The sequence below is a fragment of the Sulfurimonas sp. genome, assembly GCF_034005705.1.
Lineage (GTDB): Bacteria > Campylobacterota > Campylobacteria > Campylobacterales > Sulfurimonadaceae > Sulfurimonas.
In genome coordinates this window covers 1-21039 of sequence record NZ_JAVEUF010000023.1, presented here as the reverse complement: position 1 = coordinate 21039, position 21039 = coordinate 1, and the positions used below count along the sequence as shown (strand labels likewise).

19 protein-coding genes are annotated in these 21039 nt (G+C 41.6%); 7 read left to right on the top strand and 12 right to left on the bottom strand.

The window, feature by feature from the left end; translation table 11 throughout:
- Positions 1-1021, bottom strand: a 1021-nt coding sequence (locus RBR61_RS09390) for a metallophosphoesterase (RefSeq protein WP_320343840.1), incomplete at its 3' end; no start/stop codon positions are given.
- Between the two features lie 43 nt (positions 1022-1064).
- On the opposite strand from RBR61_RS09390, the gene RBR61_RS09385 reads away from it, so the two are divergent.
- Together RBR61_RS09385 and RBR61_RS09380 are read left to right on the top strand one after the other, a co-directional pair.
- Positions 1065-1709 carry a class I SAM-dependent methyltransferase gene (locus RBR61_RS09385; protein ID WP_320343838.1) on the top strand — a complete coding sequence of 215 codons (645 nt, stop codon included), beginning with the start codon at positions 1065-1067 and terminating at the stop codon, positions 1707-1709.
- A gap of 53 nt (positions 1710-1762) precedes the next feature.
- Positions 1763-2395 carry a YceI family protein gene (locus tag RBR61_RS09380; protein ID WP_320343837.1) on the top strand — a complete coding sequence of 211 codons (633 nt, stop codon included), beginning with the start codon at positions 1763-1765 and terminating at the stop codon, positions 2393-2395.
- 78 nt (positions 2396-2473) lie between these two features.
- Here RBR61_RS09380 and pdxA read toward each other — a convergent pair whose 3' ends face one another.
- The 4 genes from pdxA to RBR61_RS09360 all read right to left on the bottom strand — a co-directional run bounded on the left by pdxA (position 2474) and on the right by RBR61_RS09360 (position 7788).
- Positions 2474-3400, bottom strand: coding sequence for a 4-hydroxythreonine-4-phosphate dehydrogenase (gene pdxA / locus RBR61_RS09375; RefSeq protein ID WP_320343835.1), 927 nt, complete (start codon positions 3398-3400; stop codon positions 2474-2476).
- A complete protein-coding gene (locus RBR61_RS09370) occupies positions 3397-4179 on the bottom strand; it encodes a pyridoxine 5'-phosphate synthase (RefSeq protein ID WP_320343833.1) in 783 nt (260 codons plus the stop codon). Before RBR61_RS09370 ends, pdxA begins: the two co-directional genes overlap by 4 nt.
- A 129-nt stretch (positions 4180-4308) precedes the next feature.
- On the bottom strand, positions 4309-6243 hold the full coding sequence (locus tag RBR61_RS09365; RefSeq protein WP_320343832.1) for a thioredoxin domain-containing protein: 1935 nt from the start codon (positions 6241-6243) through the stop codon (positions 4309-4311).
- A 345-nt stretch (positions 6244-6588) separates the two neighbouring features.
- The gene (locus tag RBR61_RS09360; protein ID WP_320343830.1) at positions 6589-7788 is read right to left on the bottom strand and encodes a cation:proton antiporter; all 1200 of its coding nucleotides are present in this window, start codon (positions 7786-7788) and stop codon (positions 6589-6591) included.
- Between the two features lie 109 nt (positions 7789-7897).
- Here RBR61_RS09360 and dsbD point away from each other — a divergent pair, with 109 nt between their 5' ends.
- Positions 7898-9691 carry a protein-disulfide reductase DsbD gene (gene dsbD / locus RBR61_RS09355; protein ID WP_320343829.1) on the top strand — a complete coding sequence of 598 codons (1794 nt, stop codon included), beginning with the start codon at positions 7898-7900 and terminating at the stop codon, positions 9689-9691.
- On the opposite strand, the gene RBR61_RS09350 is transcribed toward dsbD, so the two are convergent.
- From RBR61_RS09350 to RBR61_RS09325, 6 genes are read right to left on the bottom strand one after another with little or no spacing between them, the layout of a single operon-like run.
- Positions 9688-10452 carry an acyl-ACP--UDP-N- acetylglucosamine O-acyltransferase gene (locus RBR61_RS09350; protein WP_320343827.1) on the bottom strand — a complete coding sequence of 255 codons (765 nt, stop codon included), beginning with the start codon at positions 10450-10452 and terminating at the stop codon, positions 9688-9690. The genes dsbD and RBR61_RS09350 overlap by 4 nt on opposite strands.
- Complete coding sequence (locus tag RBR61_RS09345) at positions 10452-11360, bottom strand: Gfo/Idh/MocA family oxidoreductase (RefSeq protein WP_320343826.1); 909 nt, start codon at positions 11358-11360, stop codon at positions 10452-10454. Before RBR61_RS09345 ends, RBR61_RS09350 begins: the two co-directional genes overlap by 1 nt.
- Positions 11361-11363: 3 nt before the next feature.
- Positions 11364-12455 (bottom strand): DegT/DnrJ/EryC1/StrS family aminotransferase, encoded by a 1092-nt coding sequence (locus RBR61_RS09340; RefSeq protein ID WP_320343824.1) that lies wholly within the window; start codon positions 12453-12455, stop codon positions 11364-11366.
- The gene (lpxB, locus tag RBR61_RS09335) at positions 12445-13500 is read right to left on the bottom strand and encodes a lipid-A-disaccharide synthase (RefSeq protein ID WP_320343823.1); all 1056 of its coding nucleotides are present in this window, start codon (positions 13498-13500) and stop codon (positions 12445-12447) included. Before lpxB ends, RBR61_RS09340 begins: the two co-directional genes overlap by 11 nt.
- Entirely contained in the window at positions 13497-13856 is a 360-nt protein-coding gene (locus RBR61_RS09330) for a c-type cytochrome (protein WP_320343822.1), read from the bottom strand. Before RBR61_RS09330 ends, lpxB begins: the two co-directional genes overlap by 4 nt.
- Positions 13857-13885: 29 nt before the next feature.
- Positions 13886-16105, bottom strand: coding sequence for an ATP-binding protein (locus RBR61_RS09325; protein ID WP_320343820.1), 2220 nt, complete (start codon positions 16103-16105; stop codon positions 13886-13888).
- A 122-nt stretch (positions 16106-16227) separates the two neighbouring features.
- Between RBR61_RS09325 and RBR61_RS09320 the strand changes: the two genes are divergently transcribed.
- Both RBR61_RS09320 and RBR61_RS09315 read left to right on the top strand, forming a co-directional pair.
- Positions 16228-17424, top strand: a complete 1197-nt coding sequence (locus tag RBR61_RS09320) for a dihydroorotase (protein ID WP_320343819.1) — start codon at positions 16228-16230, stop codon at positions 17422-17424.
- Positions 17425-17462: 38 nt separating this feature from the next.
- Positions 17463-17699: a DUF465 domain-containing protein gene (locus tag RBR61_RS09315; protein ID WP_320343818.1), complete on the top strand. Its 237-nt coding sequence runs from the start codon at positions 17463-17465 to the stop codon at positions 17697-17699.
- A gap of 144 nt (positions 17700-17843) precedes the next feature.
- Here the strand turns inward: RBR61_RS09315 and tgt are convergent, their stop codons facing one another.
- Complete coding sequence (tgt, locus tag RBR61_RS09310; RefSeq protein ID WP_320343816.1) at positions 17844-18962, bottom strand: tRNA guanosine(34) transglycosylase Tgt; 1119 nt, start codon at positions 18960-18962, stop codon at positions 17844-17846.
- A gap of 182 nt (positions 18963-19144) precedes the next feature.
- On the opposite strand from tgt, the gene efp reads away from it, so the two are divergent.
- Together efp and RBR61_RS09300 are read left to right on the top strand one after the other, a co-directional pair.
- Positions 19145-19711 (top strand): elongation factor P, encoded by a 567-nt coding sequence (gene efp / locus RBR61_RS09305; protein ID WP_320343815.1) that lies wholly within the window; start codon positions 19145-19147, stop codon positions 19709-19711.
- Positions 19712-19771: 60 nt separating this feature from the next.
- On the top strand, positions 19772-20749 hold the full coding sequence (locus RBR61_RS09300) for a hypothetical protein (RefSeq protein WP_320343814.1): 978 nt from the start codon (positions 19772-19774) through the stop codon (positions 20747-20749).
- The last annotated feature ends 290 nt before the right edge of the window (positions 20750-21039 follow it).

Sequence of the window (21039 nt, the reverse complement as noted above, 5' to 3'; positions counted from 1 at the left end):
TCTTCCGATCTTGTCTGTTAAGACCGCTGACATATGGCTGCTGAAGCTGGACTAAAAACTTAAACGGATAGAGCTGCCCGCCGTGAGTATGTCCGCTTAGCATCAGATCAACACCGCCGCTTACCTCATAAATAAATCTCGGTTGATGTGCCAAAAGAATTGTCGGAGACTCTTGTGTGTTTTTTAGAGCCTTTTGGAGGTTTGGCATATATTTTTTTGCTCTGTATCCAAAGATGTCATAAACACCCGCAAGATTAAAGCCTCTGCCTGCCTCTCCTATGTATACATTTTCATTCTCCAAAACACGTATGCCAAGAGACTTCATACTCTCTATGATACTCTCTATATTGTGAAAATACTCATGATTTCCTACCACATAGTGTGTCCCGAATCTTGAATTTAACTTTTTTAGTACGCTTAGCGTCTCTTGCGCGCTAAGGACATCTACGTCTATAAGGTCTCCCGTTATAACGACAATATCGGGGTCAATGGCATTTGCCTTTTGAACAATATCCTCTATAAAGCTTTTATCTATCAACCCTCCGATATGGATATCGCTTAGCTGGACTATCTTGTATGGCTCTTTTAGGTTCTTTATATTTACCTCTACCTTCTGGATCTCTACGAATTTTGCATTATGAATAGACTTTAGGGTCAGCGTTGCCGCGGCGGCGATAGATGAGACATCGAGCGATTTTTTAAAAAACGCTCTTCTTGAGTCTGAGATGGGCGCAAATGAGAGAAGTACTCTTGAGATGTCATAAACGACCGCGCTCCAAAAGAGCAAAAACAGCACTCCGATAGGAACGGAGAAGAGAAAATAGAGCCAGCTTGGAGTATCTACATAGTATCTTGCCATCATGTAGCACAATATACCCACAAGGTTGATTATAAGAAATATGCGAAAATAGCGCTTCGTTTGTTGCGTTATATCAAGCTTGCTGACAAGCCTTTTGCTTATATACATATTTAGCAGTATAAAGACGCCTATAAAAGCGGTAAAAAAGAGTACGTAATTCATCCGAGAAGTATATCGAAATTGAAAAAATGTTATTATTCTTTTTATGAAAATATGTAAAATTTGCAGCAGTGATACAACATCTATAACAGATGCGAAAACTAAAAAAATATATCATAAATGCCCTGAGTGTCGCTATATTTCTCTTCATGAGGCTTTTTACGTCGATGAAGAGAGAGAAAAAAAACATTACGACAAGCATCACAACACATTAGAGTCTCTGGGCTACGTAAAGATGTTCGAGGATCTGGTGGAGGAGTTCGTTCTTCCATATAAAAGCGAGATAAGAAGCGCGCTTGATTTTGGGTGCGGGGAGGGCGAGGTGCTGCCGATAGTTTTACAGAGGAACGGAGTCGCGTGTGACAGATATGATCTCTTTTACTTTCCGCATAAGGTTTACGAGGGCAAAAAATATGACCTCATTGCCTCTACCGAGGTGTTCGAGCATCTCTCATCACCGCTTGAAGTTTTTAAAAAACTGCTCTCTCATCTGGAGAAAGACGGTTATCTTCTGATTATGAGCGCATTTCATCCTGATAATGACGAAGAGTTTTTAAAATGGTGGTATATAAGAGACGTGACTCATATCGGTTTTTTTAATATCAAAACCTTTGAGTATATGGCACAGACGTTCGGTGTTACAATAATTAAACATAACTTTAAAAATATAATTCTATTTCAAAATAGATAGCTATAAAAAGAAATAGTGGCTATACTTTGTCAAAAATATGTCAAGGATTAAGAATGAAAAATATAGTTATCTCTGCGTTAGTGCTGTTTTTTGCCGTCTCAAGTGCAAATGCAAGTCAAAAAAGCGGATGTGAATTGGCTCAGGTAGGGGCTGTTGAAGTTAGTTGGACAGGTTATAAAACCCAGAAGAAAGTAGGTGTTGGCGGAGTTTTTGACAGCGTTGTATATACGCCTGTTGCAAAGAGCGGCGAGAACTTTCGCTCGATTTTGGTTGGTTCATCTGTTGTGATCGACACTTCAAGCGTAAACTCAAAGCATGAAGATCGTGACGGCAAGCTTGCTAAATTTTTCTTCGGTATGATGAGTGAAAAAAACGTCAATGCAAAGATAGTAGATATTAAAGCTGACAAAAGAGTAAAAGATGCGCCAAGAACCGGTGTTGTAAGTGTAGAGATAGAGATGAACGGAGTTAAAAAAACGGTTCCTATGACATACAGCTTCAGCGATGATATATTTGAAGCAAAAGGCACTATAGACATACTTGATTTCAGCGCAGGCGATGCTTTATCATCAATTAACAAAGCGTGTTTTGATCTTCATGAGGGAAAAACATGGAGCGAAGCAGGGATAGCGTTTAAAACTAAGATAGAAGCTATTCTTTGTAACGTTAAACCGCTAAAAGAGTAGTCGGCTTCACGGTGGGTGCCCCAAATCTAGCAACGCTAGATTTTACCCTTCCGCTGCAGAACCATTCGTTCGTATGTTTTATGAGAGTTGTGCGGTTAGGGTTAAAGCACTCTTAATTGCATTTATGTAGCTAAGAGTGTTCGCCTTGCCTTTGTAGGCGATGTCAAACGCAGTTCCATGATCTACCGAAGTTCTGATTATCGGCAGGTTTAGCGAGACATTTATACTCTCATCAAAGTAGAGCGCTTTTAGAGGTGCGAGACCCTGGTCGTGATACATCGCCACGAAGTATCTAAACTTCTCGCGCGCGTGCGGCGTAAAAGCGGTATCTGGAACCAGCGGACCCACAAACTGTTCAAAACCTATCTTCTTGTTTGCACTCTTTATAGCCTTTGTAATTCTAAGCTCTTCATCTCCCAGAACTCCGTTATCGCCCGCATGCGGATTAAGCCCGAGAACTGCCACGCTCTCTTTTGGTATTGAGTTGTGCAGATCCAAAAAGAACTCTTTTAGTCTTTTGTACTTCACGCTAGAAGCTACATCTTTTAGCGGAATGTGCTCGGTAAAGAGAGCCACAAACATCTTCTCGCATCCAAGCATCATTATGGCATCTCTTTTGAAGTAGTCGCGAAGCATATCTGTATGGCCTTTGTAGTGCAGTCCAGCTAGCATCCACGCCTCTTTGTGGATCGGCATAGTTACGACCGCCTCGGCCTTCTTGGACTCGCAAAGCTTGATAGCGCTTAAAAACGAGTCGTAGGAGTATCTTCCCGCGTTTTTGTCAACGCAACCCTCTTTTATATTGAAGCTTCCTTCAACCTCATGCAAGATAAAATCTGATGGAATAGGGACGTCCAAAAGCTCGCAAGCCTGATTTAGCATATAGGAGTTTATACAGTAGATTGGAGTGCAGAGTTTGGAGACCTCTTTGTGGGCTTTGAGTGCTATCTCGATTCCCACACCGTTTAGGTCGCCGACACTTACTGCAATGCGCGGTTTGCTCATCTTGAAGTGAGTCTCTTCATCTCTCTTACAGCTTCAGCCAAGCCGCTAAATACGCTTCTTGCAACGATGCTCTGACCGATGTTAAGCTCAGTGATCTCGGCTATCTTCATCATCTCATGCACATTGTGGTAGTTTAGTCCATGCCCTGCAGCAACTTCCAGACCTATCTTTTTTGCATGCTTTGCGGCTGTAGTTATCTCTGCTATGGATTTTTCAAGCCTCATTGCGAGCTCGTTTCTTGGAAGTTCAAGCTCTTTTAGTGAGTGGTTTGAGTATGCGAGTGATGAGTGAAGCATTGCGTAGATGTTCGCAAATGCCCCTGTATGAAGTTCGACCATCTCTGCACCTAGCTTTTTTGACTTCTCAACTGCTTCAATACTCGGATCGATGAAGAGCGAAACGGGGATGATATAATCATGCAGAATCTCTATAGCATAGGCTATCTCATCCTCATGCCCTATGACATCAAGCCCGCCCTCTGTCGTTACCTCTTCTCTCTTCTCCGGTACCAAGGTAGCACGGTGAGGTTTTATATCGGTCACTATGTTTAGAATGTCTCTGTTGATAGAACACTCCAAGTTTACGGGGAGAGTAGAGTGCTTCATAATGTTGTAGGCATCGACGTCTTGGATGTGTCGTCTATCCTCTCTAAGGTGGATGGTTATCTGATCGGCTCCATTGGCACATGCAACGTATAGGGCATTTAAGATGTCAGGGTCGTTTACACGTCTTGCCTCCCTTAAAACAGCTACATGGTCAATGTTAACACCTAGTTTCATACTACTCAAATAATTTTCTACTTTCTGTGCATCGGATGTTGATAATCGTTTCTCTCGCAAGCAGTAAAAACAGAGACCGTGCCAAGTGCTAAAACAGCTATTAAAACAAATTTTTTCATCTTCATTCCTTTAAAAACTTTTTTGGATTATATCATTGATTTTGTTAATACTCTCTGTGCTTGCAAAACAGCTTTTATCGCCGCAGACCATAAAGTTTTCATCATCAGAGGCTTTTTTGAGGATGAATGGATACTCTATGAAAGAGAGTTCAAGCGCGTTTGATTCTAAATTGTTTTGGCTTGATTTTATGACTCTATCCCCTTTTAGATATCTCAGAATTTGGCGCAGCATATACGGGTAGATGACCGGGCGTCTGCCAAGCTCATAAGAGTTGTACTCCATCGTCTTAAACGCAAAGTGCCTGTACTTCTCATCTTCTAAAAGTGTGCTAAGAGAGAGCATGACGTCTACCATTATAGAGACCGGACTTGTATATGTGTTATCGGAGATCTCCGCTTTTGTCTCAAACTCGCCTACGCTGAACTTCCACACTCCTTTTTCATAAAACTTCTCCAGTGCCAAGTTTGCAAAGTGCTGTGCGCGGATAAGGTAGAGTTCGTCCTGCGTAGAGTTAAAAGCTTCGATAAGAGCCTGAGATAAAAAGGCATAGTCCTCCAAGAACGCTTCTACTTTTGGAGCTTTATGAATAAGCGTAGTGTGGTAAAGTTTGCCATCGATAAACATCGTCTCAAGAAGCGCATCAAGGCTCTTTTTTGCACTTTGTGCGTAGCTTTTGTCAATCTTGCCTAGATTAAAGAGAGACTTTATCATCATCGCAGACCATGAGGTCTGTATCTTTTTGTCTATAAAAGGGTACTCTCTTGAGGCTCTTAGGCCACGAAGAAGGAATTTTATATTTTCAAAATCTTTCGGCGTGTTTTCGCCATTTAATCTAACAATATTTTTACCCTCAAAGTTGCCATCTTCGGTTATGCTTAACATATCCAAAATCTCATCTATATTTGTGTATCCGTTATCTGAGAGAAGCTTATAGACTTCATCATAGCTATATATAAAGTAAGTTCCCTCTTCGCCCTCGCTGTCTGCATCGCTCGCACTGTAAAATAGGGAGTCTTCACTCATCTGGTTATACCAAAAATCGGCAATCTCTTTTGCAACAGCTAAAAAACTCTCATTCTTGTGTGTCAGGTAGGCATTTGTATATATTTCGCAGAGCAGGGCGTTGTCGTAGAGCATCTTCTCAAAGTGCGGAACAAGCCACTTGTCATCAACTGAGTAACGGCAAAAACCGCCGTCAACCAGATCATACATACCCCCTTTTTTCATATTTTCAAGCGTGTTTATTACCATCGCCTTTGCCGCTTTGTCACCGTAGAGTCTATCAATGACCAGAAGTGTTCCAAGAGTGCTGGCATGCGGAAATTTCGGAGCCACGGAGAAGCCTCCGTAGAGAGTGTCGTAGTTGTTTTTTACCTGAAGCATAAAGTTTTTGACAAAATCCTCTTTTAATACGGTCGCCTCTTTTGGGTGCTCTTTGTGGTTTAAAAAGCTCTCAATCTCATCGGCGTTTTTTAGAAGCTGCTCATCCCTTGAAGAGACCTTCTCGGCTATAAGCTTGGTAAGCTCTATAAATCCCATCCCCTCAATGCTTCCCTCTCTAGACTCGGGTGGTATGTAAGTTCCCGCAAAAAATGGTTTGTTCTCGGGCGTGCAGAAGATGGAGGTAGGCCAGCCGCCAGCTCTGCGGTTTAGCATCATATAGACCTCTTGGTAGTGTTTGTCTATGTCAGGACGCTCTTCACGGTCAACTTTTATGCATATAAAACTCTCATTCAGTATATCTGCGCACGCTCTGTTTTCAAATACCTTCTCCTCCATAACATGACACCAGTGGCATGAGCTGTAACCGATGGAGATAAAGATGGCTTTGTTCTCTTTTTTTGCTCTCTCAAACGCTTCGTCGCACCACGGATACCAATCGACGGGATTGTCTTTATGCTGCTGAAGGTATGGAGAGTCTTCTGATTTTAATCTGTTTGACATGTTAAGTCCTTAGTCATAAATAACTCCAGTTTCAGCGATAAGTAAATAGCTCTAGTGCTAGGCAGATTTTCGTAGGACTAGCTTATGCTAATTCAAGAGAATCTAACGACGCAATAGGGCTATTTACTTATCGCCCGAAGGGAAGCTTGAAAAGAGGGCTACTGCTTCGTTAAAAGCACTTGAAGCTACTAGTAGCTCCTGCGCACTTTCGCCTCACATTAGCCCTCTTTTTAAGTTTCTGAAATTGGGGTTCCTTATGACTAAGGACTTGATTTCTTTATATAAATTTTTGTTAGAGTAGAGAAATGTTGCTAATTTTGCGCTTAAAAAAATTGCCCTAAAGTTCTAAACGCACTCGCCTTTAAAATACTTCTTGAGCAAAAACGGAGGCACAACGGTAGTGATCACTATTACGAAGATAAGCATCGCGTATATCTCGTTTGGCAAAATGTTATTGATTCTTCCCATCTCTGCAAATATAAGACCCACTTCTCCGCGTGGGACCATAGAGATACCTATGAGTGCGTTGTTCCTGACACACTTTTGTATAATGAAAAAAGCACCGATAAATTTGCTGAAAAAGGCTATAAAGATAAACGAAAGCCCCATTATCCAAAAAGAGGATGATGAGAAATCTATGATGCTAAGGTCAACCGATAGCCCGACCATGACAAAAAATATGGGAGTGAATATCTGGATGATGGGCGTCATATTTGACTTAACTTCTTTAAGCAGAGGCTCGTTCGTGCTTAAAAATGCTCCAAAAGGGAGGAAAAACCTTCTAGAGAGCGCTATTCCCGCCGCAAACGAGCCTAAAATGGCAGGTGCGCCTACAAGGTGAGAGAGATATGAAAAGAGAAGGATTAGCGAAATTATTATCGTCGGTATATACCCAGGAACCATATGGTTGCCGTGAAACTTATGGATGGCAAAGGAGATGATCTTTGCAAAAGCGGGTGCAAGGAGCAAAAATGTGACGACCATACCCGCAACAGAGAGCGTATGTTCAAAGTTGGCTTCATGAGAGATGGAAAAATCGTATATAAAGACAAGAAGTATGATCCCTATGACATCATCTATAACAGCTGCACCTATGACGATCTGAGCAATATTCGTATCTTCCATATGTATATCTCTAAGGACCCTAAGCGTGATGCCTATGCTTGTGGCGGTAAGCGTGCCGCCTATAAAAAGAGAGATATCAAAAGCGAGTTCAAATAGGTAATGTGCCGTCAAAAAACCGAAACTAAATGGCAATATAACGCCTAAAAGCGCGACTATAAGAGATTTTGTTCCTGCATCTTTAAGGCGGGTGAAGTCGGTCTCTAGCCCGACTTCAAAGAGAAGCAAGATTATACCGATCTCTGCTAGAATTTTAAGTACTTCATTTGGCTCTACAATGCCCAATACGGAAGAACCAAGCACTATTCCGGCGGTGAGTTCGCCAAGAACTGAAGGGATACCGACCCTTGCAAAAAGTTCGCCCAGTATCCTAGCCGTTATGAGTATTAAAAAAAGTGTTAAAAAAAAGTTGTGTATCTCCATGCCAAATTGTACTATTTTTTGATTAAATTATTAAAAAAGAGGGTAATGTTTGTCATTGGTATTAATTTGTTATAATTTCGCGACATTACAATAAATCGGACAACATATTATGAAAAAACTGCTTCTCTTTCTTCTCTCATCTATCTTTCTTTTCGGTGCACAGCCCAAATTTTTAATGCCCGAAGAGGCTTTTAAACCGTCTGCAAAACTTAATGAGAATATGCAGATAGAAGCGAAAATAGAGCTGGGCAAGGATATATATATCTACGAAGACTCCATCAAGCTAAATATCAAAGAGGGCAGCGGTATAGCAATCAAAGATGTGCTCTATCCAAAAAGCGTAGATCACCACGGAGATATGTCATATACGACTTCGCCTACATTCATTATAGATTTAAGCAAAGATAGTGGAGTGGACGGAGTAAAAACCGTAGAGTTTGAGATCTCTTATCAGGGATGCTCGGAGCAGGGGCTCTGTTATGAGCCGTACACGAACTCTTTTACTCTTGAGGTAGACAGCTCAAAACTTGGCGATTCTTTAGTAAAAGAAAAGAGCGCGGCAGATAAAAAAGAGCAGGAGAAGATAGAAGTAAATATTGAAGTTAAAAAAGAGCTCTCAGAGAGTGATTCTATTGCCGATACTCTCAAAAAAGGGAGTGTTGCTCTTGTGCTTCTCACCTTTTTGGGCTTTGGACTTCTTCTCTCCCTTACTCCATGTACGTTTCCTATGATTCCAATTATTTCAGGGATTATCATCTCTCAAGGTGAGGGAATAACTACGAAAAAAGCATTTATGCTCTCTCTTGTCTATGTTTTGGCTATGGCTGTGGCATATACGATAGCGGGAGTTTTAGCGGGTCTCTTTGGCTCAAATCTTCAAGCCGCTCTTCAGGCACCGTGGGCGATCTATACCTTCTCGGCGATCTTCGTGGCACTTGCACTCAGTATGTTCGGGTTTTATGAGCTAAAACTTCCCGACTCTTTTGTCGCAAAGATAAGCTCAAACCACCATACAAACCGCAGCGGATATGTCGGTGTCGCGGTCATGGGATTTCTATCGGCTCTAATTGTCGGACCGTGTGTCGCGGCTCCTCTTGCGGGTGCTTTGGTCTATATCGGCCAGACAGGGGACGCTGTTCTCGGAGGAGCTGCTCTTTTTGCAATGAGCATCGGAATGGGGCTTCCTCTCATTCTTGTCGGAGTAAGCGCAGGCAAGTTTATGCCTAAGCCCGGTTCTTGGATGACGATGATAAGCGCAATATTCGGTGTTATGATGCTGGGCGTTGCTATATGGATGCTTGAGAGGGTGCTTGATAGCTATGTTATTATGCTTCTGTACTCTATTTTGGGAATCGGTTTTGCGGTCTATTTCGGTGCATTTGATAAGGATGCGCACACATTTAGAAAAAGTGTTTCTATCATCATTTTTATCTATTCGGTATCGCTTTTTATAGGGGTTCTGGGCGGTTCAACAAGTATGACAAAACCGCTTGAGTTTTTAAAGCCCTCCATCTCGGTATCTTCCGATGCCACAATCTCTTCGCATCTCGAGTTTGAAAAAGTAAAGTCCATCAAAGAGCTTGAGGTGGTTTTAGAGGCCAACAGAGGTAAAAAAATAATGCTTGATTTTAGCGCGGAGTGGTGCGCGGTATGTAAAGAGCTTGATAAAAAGACATTCTCCAATGAAGCTGTAAAGGCAAAGCTATCAGAGTATGTTTTGATCCAGGCGGATGTGACAGAGAACAGCCAAGAGCAAAAAGAGCTTAGCAAAAAGTATGGAGTGTTCGGTCCGCCCGTACTTCTGTTCTTTGATAAAGAGCTAAATGTTTTGGAGTCAAAAACTATTGTAGGATTTATAGGGCCGGAGGAGTTTTTAGCGCATCTTACAAAGATGCAGTTTTAAACCGCTCTTTGCTTTATATTGCTGGAAGCTACAAATGATGCGAGCTTCTGTATGAACTCGTTTGGGTTGGTGTCTGCTATCTCCTGAGCCAGTATCTTGTCCGCACCGTCTCCGAGGATCTTCTTAAATACCGCTTTTATCTCTTCGATATCGCCTTTGTTCTCAAGCCTTCTTCTAAGACCGATAACGTTTAATCCTTTTATGGTGGCTTTGTTTCCCTCGACGAGCATAAATGGAGGGATGTCCGAAGCTACTACAGAAGCGCCGCCTATCATAACCCCGGTTCCAATCTTGTTGTTTGCCTCTACGGTGCTAAGTCCGCCTATGATGACTCTCTCATCACACTTTACATTCTCGTAAAGTCTTACTGCATTTGTCACGATACAAAAATCACCAAGCTCAACACCGCTCAGGATCTGAACATAACCCATTATAAAATTATTCGCACCTATGATTATCTTTCTGCTTTTGCCATCCAGACTCTCTTGAGCGCCTATCTGGACAAACTCTCTGACATGAGTCTTCTCGCCTATCGTTATCTCTGAATCTTCACATCCGATAACCGCAAAGCTGAATATCTTTACATTTTCATCTACTTGAAGCTTCCCTTTTAAAATGACATTTGACTCTAATGTGCATCCTGCTTTTAGTTCAACGTCTCTGCCAATAAAGCAAAAAGGGCCTATTTTGACATCCGCAGCTATCTTTGCGCCTTCTTCTATAACTACCGATGGATGAATATTTGCTTTTGTCTCTGCCATTATTTGCTCGCTATCTCTAGAGTGATTATGCTGTCGTGTACGGTTGCCAGTGAGCCGCTCTCACCGGTATGCAGGTAGTTTATAAATGCCTCAAGCTCATCTTGAAGCGCATTGCTTCTGTTTACAAAACAATTCTTTGTTATAAATGAGTTTGGGTTTATATTTATGCGCTCCGTAAGGGTTTGAGAGATAAGGTCCGCTTCAAAATATTTTATCTTGCTATCCTCATCTACTCTGCACGCCAGAGAGATGCTTCTTTTTCTGTAAGGAGTCAGCCAGTTCGTAGATATGTCACCGATAACCTGACCCTCCAGCTCAAATGCCAAGATGGCGTTGTCCTCATGCGTCTTGTGGATCTTTTGAGATTTAAATACAGCGCTGTGAATAATATCTCTTTTTGTTATAAACCTTATAAGGTCGCTGTCGTGAACCGAGAGGTCGGTAAGTATTCCAACATCCGCTATACGCTCGGGAAAAGAGCCGCTGCGGGTAATAGAGATAGAGAGGATCTCATGGTCTGCTATTTCGTTTATAAGCGACTTGACGACTGGGTTGTATCTCTCGATATGCCCGACGCAGCTTTTTATGCCGCTCTCTTCGACTGCCTTTAGTATCTCTTTTGCATCCTCTACGCTTGAAGCGGCAGGTTTTTCAATGAAGATGTCCACTTTGCGCTCGGCACATTTAAGAGCGGCATCTTTATGCAAAAAAGTGGGAGTTACAATAATGACGGCATCAGGTTTAGCCTCATTAAGCATAGTCTCTAAGTCAAAGTAAAAAGGTTCCGCGAACTCGCCGTTCTTTACCACGTCGCATAGTCCGACGATCTCTGCACCCTCTATCTTTTTAAGAGTGTTGTAGTGATTTCTACCCATTGCCCCAAGTCCGAGAATTGCAACTCTTTTCAATCTTTAACCTTTAATAGCGCGGACTACAAAGTCCTGCTCCGCTTCGCTTAGATATGCGCTCATAGGAAGCGACATTATCTGTTTTGAGACAAGCTCGCTGATCGGAAAATCTCCCTCTCTATACCCAAGATGCTCAAACGCCTCTTGAAGATGAAGAGGAACAGGGTAGTGTACCGCCGTAGGGATGCCTTGCTCACCAAGTTTTGCGATCATCTCTTCTCTCTCCTCTACTCTTATTGAGTACTGGGCATAGACACTTCTGTTTCCTTCGGCGATCTTTGGAGTTATGACATCGGCGTCTTCAAGCAGGTCGCTGTATCTTGTGCCTATGTGATCTCTAAGCTCTACCTCTTTGTCAAAATGCTTCAGTTTTACATCTAAAATAGCCGCCTGAACAGCGTCAAGACGGCCGTTGATACCGATATATTTGTGTTTGTATCTCTCATTTTGACCATGATTTAGAAGCATTCTCATCTTTGTTGCGAGTTCATCGTCATTTGTAAAGATCGCTCCGCCGTCACCGTAAGCGCCAAGCGGTTTAGATGGGAAGAAGCTTGTACATCCTATTGTCGAGAGGTTGCACGATCTTTTGCCTCTGTATGTTGCGCCAAAGCTCTGGCATGCATCCTCTATGACAGGAAGTTCATACTTCGCGGCTATCTCGTTTATGGCATCCATATCCGCGCACTGTCCATATAGAGAGACCGGCATGATAGCTTTTGTTCTATCAGTTATATGTGACTCTATCTTTTTGGGGTCCATATTGTAGCTCTGCTCGTCAATATCTACAAAAACGCTTTTAGCACCCAAAAGAGCGATAACCTCAGCCGTAGAGATAAAGGTAAAAGGAGTAGTGATCACCTCATCTCCAGCTCCTACGCCAAGCGCCATAAGAGCCAATAAAAGCGCGTCTGTTCCGCTGCTACAGCCTATGGCGTGTTTGGAACCAGTATATGTTGCAAGATTTCTCTCTAATGAGTTTAGCTTCTCTCCGCCTATAAATTGCGCCGAAGCGAAAACCTCTAAGACCTCTTTGTCTATCTCATCTTTATACGCTTGATACTGTGCTTGTAAATCTATAAAATTAATCTTCATCTCTACCCTCTATAATATGTGCCACTCGTTTTGAACTCCCTTGTGCAAGGTATTCTCTTAGTGCTTTTGAGTCACTTAAAAATCTGCTTCTGTCATACTCTTTATATGCTTGAAGCAGGTTTTTTGCGGTTACATCCTTCTGTATGAACTCAGGATGCAGCGCTCTGTTCTTAAACTTAGAAAACATTATATTTGCCAGCCCGATATACTCCAGCTTTACAAGTCTGCTTGCAATAAAGTAATCAAGCGGTTTGGCAATATATGTCAACACGAAAGGTATCCCGATAAGCGATGCCTCTAATGTTGCCGTTCCGCTGCAAATAAATGCGAAGTCGGCATCTCTAAGTGCAGTGTGTGCATCATTAGCCGTTTTAAAACCTGAAAGGCTACCATAAACTTCTTTTATATCTTCTTTAGAGAAGTGTTTTGGAACTATAACCGTCGCTTCTACATCAAGCTCTTTTTGAACCTCTCTAAAGACGGGCATAAGTTTGCTTATCTCGCCCCTTCTGCTTCCTGGCATAAAGACAACCTTTTTAACTTCGCTCTCAAGAGACTCCTTAAACTCGGTAATCTGGTCTAAAAGAGGGTGCCCGACATACTCTATGGGAGCATTTTTCGAGTAGTACTCCCTCTCAAACGGCAAAATGGAGGCCAGACGGTCTACGGTCTTTTGTAAAACGGGAATTCTTTTTCTCTTCCATGCCCAGGCTTGCGGCAGAATGTAGTAGATTATCTCTTTATCCGGATACTTTTTTTTGATCTTTTTTGCAAGAGGGAGGTTAAATCCTGATGAGTCGATAAGAAGAACCTTATCTGCTTTATCTGCCAGTTTAAGCATATCGTTGTTGAGTTTTAAAAAGAACTTCAGTTTTTTGATGGCATCGACAAAACCCATGATTGCCAAGCTTCTGAGATCGATTATGCTCTCTCCAAGCTCTTTGTCAAATATGCCTATAAACTCTGTCGTCTCGCTGAGCTCTTTTTTAAGGGACTTAAGATGAACGTTTGCCGAGTGCTCTAGGGCGCTAACTAATATTTTCATGATCCTCCGTCTCCGTGCACTTGATAACTGTCATCATACCTCTCTTTGTTTGTATCTTCTACGTACTCATTCATATAGACGGCGAGATTTTCAATATCTTCATCGCTAAGTCCCACCGCAAAGGGAATCATCATCTCCTGCTGCTGGTTGTCGGAGAGTTTTGAGCGAAAACGCTCAAGCTTGTACTTCATATACCCTTTTGCACGGTTTGCCAGGTAGGGGTAGCGGTGAAGACCTTCGAGTTTTGTTCCGTGGCAGCTGTAACAGCCGTTTTTGATATATAGCTCTTTTCCCTTCTCATAGGCGTCGTCTGCATTTAGAAGCAGTGCGATCAGAGATAAAAAAAGTGTTTTCAAAGCTTCCTCCCTGCGTTTTATAAATGCAATTATTTCGTATTTGAGTTAACATACTTGCGCAGAGTGTCAAAAAGTTTTTCCAGATCTATCGGTTTTATAAGATGTCCGTTCATTCCCACGGCTTTTGTCTTCTCTATCTCTTCACTCATAGCGTTTGCCGTAAGCGCAATTATAGGAACGTCGCTATCCATGCTTCTTATAATTCGTGTCGCTTCATATCCGTCCATAACAGGCATTTGCAGGTCCATAAAGATAAGCTCATATTTATTTTTTTCAAACATATCGAGTGCCTCTTTGCCGTTTTTTGCAATATCTATATCTTCGATGCACTCTTCAAGCAGTCCAAGAAGTACAAGCTGGTTCGTCTCATTGTCCTCAACTATAAGAACTCTTTTTGCGTCTATGAACTCTTTGCTGAACTCTACTTTTTTCTCCTCTTTTGCTTTTCTTATAAACTCGGTCTCTTTTAGTTTTATCTCAAAGATAAAAGAGCTCCCTATGTTCTCTATGCTCTCAACCCATATCTTTCCACCCATAAGCTCTACTAGCTGTTTTGAGATCGCAAGACCAAGTCCTGTCCCTCCGTACTTTCTTGTGGTGCTGCTATCAGCCTGAGAGAAGAGCTTAAAGAGTTTCTTCTGCTCCTTTGCGCTTAGTCCTATGCCCGAATCTTGGACTTTAAATCTGTATACCGACTCCTCTGCTTTTGCTACATAGATGTTTATATTTCCATCTTTTGGAGTGAACTTGATGGCGTTTCCGATCAGATTTGTCAGTATTTGCGAGATCCTAAGAGCATCGCCGATAAAGTAACTTCCGACATTGTTTGCATAATCCACTGAGATAGTTATGTTTTTCTGGTTTGCGATTATCTCAAGCGGGGATATGACCTTTTCTATGGTCTCTCTTAGGTTGAACTCAACCCTCTCTATCTTCATCTTTCCAGCTTCTATCTTTGAGAAATCCAAAATGTCGTTTATTATCCCAAGAAGCGATTTGGCGGAGTCATCTATCTTGTCGAGGTAGTTTTTCTGTTTCTCGTTCAGGTCAGTTTTGAGAAGCAGACGGCTTATGCCTATCAGGCCGTTCATAGGGGTTCTTATCTCATGCGACATATTTGCCAAGAACTGTGACTTTGCCTTTGTCGCATTTTGTGCAATGGTCTTCTCTCTCTCCAGCTCTTTTGTACGCTCTCTTACTATCGTCTCAAGATTCATACGCTGCTTTATATTGAAGTAGATGACCGTCAGCAGAACCATAAGCCCAAAAAATGCAGCGGCGTTTATCATGATGTACTCATATATCATATTGTTGAGATATTTGCTTTTTGTGTATGAGACAAGGTATGCCACAGTCATCTGGTTTTGAATGTTCTTTATAGGCAGAAAAGAGATTATATATGAGTCGTTTAAGTGGTGCGTATAGAGAGAAAAGGAGTTGTTGTGTGTTATATTTTTTGCTATCTCCTCTTTTAGCTCTTTGTTCGAGAGAAGAGTTTGCGGAAAGATCTTTCTCTTCTTTATCCTTGTGTTTAGAAACAAAAAATCTTCATGCTCCAAGCTCTGCGTATAGTTCGAGTTAAAGTCATTGCTGTACTCGACAACATCAAAGATGCTCTTTCTGACTATAAAGTTTGTGTATGTGTCGTGAAGTTCAAGCATGGCGTCTTGCATACTTTGAGACGAGAAAGATATCTCGGCAGCTCCCAAATACTCTTCATTATAAAAGAGAGGAAAAACATTTCTAAAAGCGTGTGTGCCTTTTCCCTCTTCAAAGCCGCTTATAGGCTCTTTTGTTCTGTTGGTATATGCAAAGGAGTAGCGCACTGAGTAGAGATCGTCTCCGTATATCTCTTTTTTATGGACCCTTAGAAATGATCTGTTCTCCTCAAAAGCGAAATGAATGATGTTTACGCCTATCTCTCTTAGGTTGTAAAAATGTGGTAAAAGTTCAAAGTAGAGCATAGTGCGAAGCATATCTAGCTCATCTTTATCTTTAGTATTCTTAGCATTGTAAAAGAGCTCTAAAACTCTACTGCTGTTAAAGACCTCTTGATTGATGATCTGCGATATAACGCTGTATCTGTCGGTTGTGACTTTATAGCTGTGGGTAAGATTGCTTACCTCTTGATTAAGGAGGAGTTCAAGGCGTGAGTTTCTGTCGTTGGTAGTAATCGTATAGACAGATGAGTAGAGTAGTATAAACAGGACGATGATGAAAATTTTGATTGTACCTAAAGAGAATCTCAACCGGCCCGCCTTCTTTTATCTCTGGATTAGTATAGCCTAAATATATTAAAAAGTTATTAGATTAATCTTATTTATAAGTCATAATCCACTACAATTTCGTTAACAGATTAAAGGTTGGGTAGATGGTAATAAAAAACGCGAAAGTTTGCGATATACACGGCGAGAGAGTAACGGATATCCGCATAGAAGAGGGCATCATAACCGAGATGGCAGACGGGCTTTCATGCAGTGAGATACTGGATGCAGGCTCTCTTTACTTTATGCCTCTTTTGGTGGATACGAACGTAAGGGTTCAAGACTCCTCTTTAAATGCAAAGAACATAAAGGCGCTCTCAGATGAAGCTCTCAGTGCAGGAGTAGGTCACGTTGTCTTAAACCCGGATACAACACCCGCAATTGACAACGAGATAGTTCTGGAATTTGCCCAAAACGGCTTGCATGGTTTAAAGGGTGCAAAAGTGGACCTCATGCTAAATACGCTAAAAGAGGACAATACTCTAAGCAATATTGCCATCTTGCTAAAGAGAGGCGCAGTTGCGCCATATATGAGCACGATAGCAAAAAATGACGTTGCCATCAAGATAGCAGAGTATTGCCAGATGTACGGAGTAACACTCTTTTGCAAGGCGGAAGACAACTCTCTGATATCAAGCGGCGTTATGCTGGAGGGCGATGTAAGTTCGAAACTAGGGCTTGCCGGCATACCAGATCTAAGTGAAGTGCTTCATGTGTCCCGTATGATAGAGATTGCCAGACACTTTAAGATCAAAATACTCTTCAAAGCGATCGCATCTCCTCGCTCCATCTACCTTATAGACAAAGCGAAGCAAGACGGCGTAGATGTTACTTGTGAGGTCTCCATTCACCATCTAAGCAGCTCCGATGAGGCTTGTAAGAACTTCAACACTACAGCTAAGTTAAATCCTCCTCTCTCTTCAAAAGAGGACCTTAAACTCTTGCAAGAGGCTCTTAAAGAGGGGAAGATAGATATACTGACAACTCTTCATCAGCCAAGTTCTCCTCTAAACAAAGAGGTCGCTTTTTATGATGCGGCTTACGGTTGTGAGGGTCTAAAAAATGCAATGAGCGTCTACTATACCAAACTTGTAAAGAGCGGAATCATATCTATGCCAGATATTGTCAGACTATGCGTGCAAAATCCATCTCTCTCAATCGGAGGGAATGCAGGGGAGATAAAGGTCGGAAGCAGAGCAAATGCGATGCTGTTCAATCCTGATGAGAAAGTTATGATGGATGAGAAACTCTCTTTGTATTGCGGCGAAGAGCTTTACGGAAGAGTTGAGAAGATTTTTAACTGATAATGTGATAAGATTCCAAAAAAAATTAAGGATAAAAAATGTTACACGAATACAGAGACATTATTACACATATGAAAGAGAACAGTGCTGCAAACGCACACTTTTTAAGAATTTTTGACAAGCATAACGAGCTTGACAATAAGATAACAAAAGCTGAGAACGGCGAGTTGGTATTGACTGACAAAGAGGTAGAGACTCTTAAAAAAGAGAAGCTGTTGTTAAAAGATGAGGCTTACGCTATTCTTATAAAATATAAAAAAGAGCATAGCCTGTAATATTTTTAACAATTTCTGAAAAATAGTTTCAAAACCATACGAAACGAACGATTCTGCAACGGAAGGGTCAAAATCTTTAATTTTGGGGTACCCACCGTGAAGCCTCAGTGAGTAAGTATGAGTTATGAAAGGGTTGTGTGTTTTTTAACTTCTTTTACTGTAAAACTCCGCTTTAAACTCAGCAAACCTGTCCTCTAAGATCGCTTCTCTGGCCTCTCTCATAAGATTCAGGTAATAATGCAGGTTATGAATAGTTGCAAGTCTGAAGTATGTTATCTCACGGGCACGGAAGAGATGGTTGAGGTAGGCTCTTGAGTATCTTTTGCATGTTAGACACTCGCACTCGCTATCTACCGGAGCATCATCCTCTTTATAGGCCGCACCTTTGATGTTCAGCCTTCCGAATGATGTAAAGAGCGTTCCGTTTCTTGCATTTCTGGTTGGCATAACACAGTCAAACATATCTATGCCTCGCTCGATGTTCTCTATGAGATCTTCGGGAGTTCCCACACCCATTAGATAGCGAGGTTTATCTTTGGGCATATACTGCACGGTGTGCTCAACCGTATCGTACATATCCTGATTTGCCTCTCCAACACTAAGCCCGCCTATTGCAAAACCGTCAAAGTCGAGCTCGCAAAGCTCACGCGCACTCTTTGTTCTAAAAGCTTTATCCGTTCCGCCTTGGATAATGGCAAATATATTTTGCTCTACACCGACTCCCTCTTTTTGTTTTGCCCTGAAGTACTCGATGGACTCTTTCGCCCATGCCGTGGTTCTCTCAATGCTTAGAGCGATGCGCTCCTGCGTTGCAGGAAGTGCGACGAGGTCATCTAAGATCATCATGATGTCCGAGCCCAGATTGTGCTGAATGTCGATGACCTTTTTTGGAGTAAAGAAGTGTTTGCTACCGTCTATATGGCTTCTAAACTCTATGCCCTCTTGTGAGGCTTTTGATATGTCACTTAGGCTAAATGCTTGAAAACCGCCGCTGTCGGTTAAGAAACTCTTCGGATATGTAGTAAAGCCGTGAAGTTTGCCCATCTTTGCAACAGTCTCATCTCCGGGACGAAGGTACATGTGGTAGGTGTTTGCCAAAATTATCTCTGCACCCAAAAGGTCCAATACATCCTCCATATCCAGAGCTTTAACACTCCCCACCGTTCCAACAGGCATAAAAACAGGTGTCTTTATGGTCGAGTGGGCAGTTTTTATCGTGCAGGCGCGGGCGTTTTTTGAGGTGGCTTCTAAAGTAAATTCCATAGATCGTAGGTTCCTAAAGCGTATAGATTTTTGAAATTATAGCATCTTACGGAGATATCTATTTTTGTAACAGCTTTTTTCTGTTCCAATAATTAGATAACTTAATAATTCTCATCTGTTAGATATTTTCTTAAGTCCAGTTAGTGTAAAATTTTAAAAAAATATTTTATCAAGGTGTTTTAATGGCAACTGTAGGTATGAGTGATATCAAAAAAGGCGTTCGCTTGATCATAGGCGAAGTCCCATATAGAGTGGTAGAGTTTCAACATGTTAAACCGGGTAAGGGCGCGGCGTTTGTTCGTATGAAGGTTAAGAGTTTTTTAAACGGCAAAGTTGTCGATAAAACTGTTCACGCCGGAGATAAGTTTGAAGTTCCTGAGATAACTTACAAAACTATGCAGTATCTTTACGATGACGGTGAGCAGTACCAGTTTATGGACAATGAGAGCTATGAGCAGCTTGGACTTAGCTATGAGCAGTGTGATGATGCGTCAAAATGGTTTAAAGACGGTATAAACGTTGATATAGTATTCTACAAAGGAAAGGCTATCACCGTAACTGCTCCTGAAGTTATGGAGCTTGTAATTACGGAGACTCCTCCAAACTTCAAAGGGGACACTTCAAGCGGAAGCAAAAAACCTGCTACTCTTGAAACGGGTGCTGTTGTGCAGGTTCCTTACCACGTTTTAGAGGGTGATACGATCAAAGTAAATACTGTAGAGGGTGAATACTTAGAAAAAGTAAAATAGTCTCTGCGTTTAACTCTTGCCTGCATTCAAACGGTTTGCAGGCGATTTAAAGGCTGAACAATGAAAGATTTTTCGATTTTTAATATCTTGCCGACAGGGGTTATGATATTTAAAAACCAAAAAGTAGAGTTTATAAACCAACATATCCTGGATGTATTGAGCATCGGGTACTTTAGTACAAAAAATGCAGTCGAACTCATAGTCAAGATACTTGACGTCAAAGATGAGCAAGACCTCTTCTTATTTTTAATCAATCACGACTACTTCGACACACGAACAAAACGCATCCAGATAGAGCACAGCCGGTATGAAGATTACGATGTCTTTACATTTGCCCGCATTAACGACTCTATAGCCCAGAAAGTACATCTTGATGGTGCAAATGCAAGCAAAAAAGCGGATATTGACGAAAAAGTTGCCAAACTTTTCAAACTAAACAATGTAAAAAAAGTAAAGGTGATGACGCTTTACAAGGGCGTTCCATTAAAAAACTACGGAAAGATAATAAGAGTAAATATGGACTCCATAGAGGTCATAGTAGAGCCAAAGCATCGAATCTCCCTTCTGGAGAGAAGTGACATCTTGCTTATAGTAAATACGAAAAAAGGGACCTCTGTGCTGCACGGAGAGGTGGTCAAGAGCGATAAAAACGTATTTACTATAAAAAACTTTTACCTCTCAAAAGAGGATGTGCATCTAAGAGACGGACTAAGGGTCAAGTTAAGCAGAAGCACCATAGCAAAAACAGGTGGTAGGGAGTTTGAAGTATATGATGTCTCTATGAAAGGTATCAGTATCAAGATAAACAGCAGCGAAGAGGAGGAGTTTTTAAAAGAGAGAAAATTTCTAAAACTTTTTCTGGAGGAGAGCGAGCTGCACCTAAACTTGAAATATCTAAAAACCGTAAGCGATAACGGAAACATTCTAAAGATCGTATTTTTGATCTCGGCAAACAGTGAAGATAGTTCAAAACTAAACCAATTTATCGTCAAAAGACAAAATGAGATTTTAAGAGAGATTCACGAATATGACGAGTAGCACTATTTTTTCTCATAGGCTATTTTGTCTATTTTGTTGTTTTTGTTTCTTGTTCCCTTTTTCTTTGTGCGCGGTATCGACCTTTAAAGGTCAGCTGGTCTACTTAAAAGAGTGTAGGGTATGCCACTTGAGCAGCAGAATTTTTGTAGAGACGCACAGTTCGGCAGAGTGGAAAAACATACTTGATGAGCAGGGTGTCAAACTCTCTGATGTTCATCTCAATGCGGAAGAAAAATACGTTAGCAGCAAGGAGAGGATCAGAAAAAGTTCGCATAAAAGATCGGAAGAGC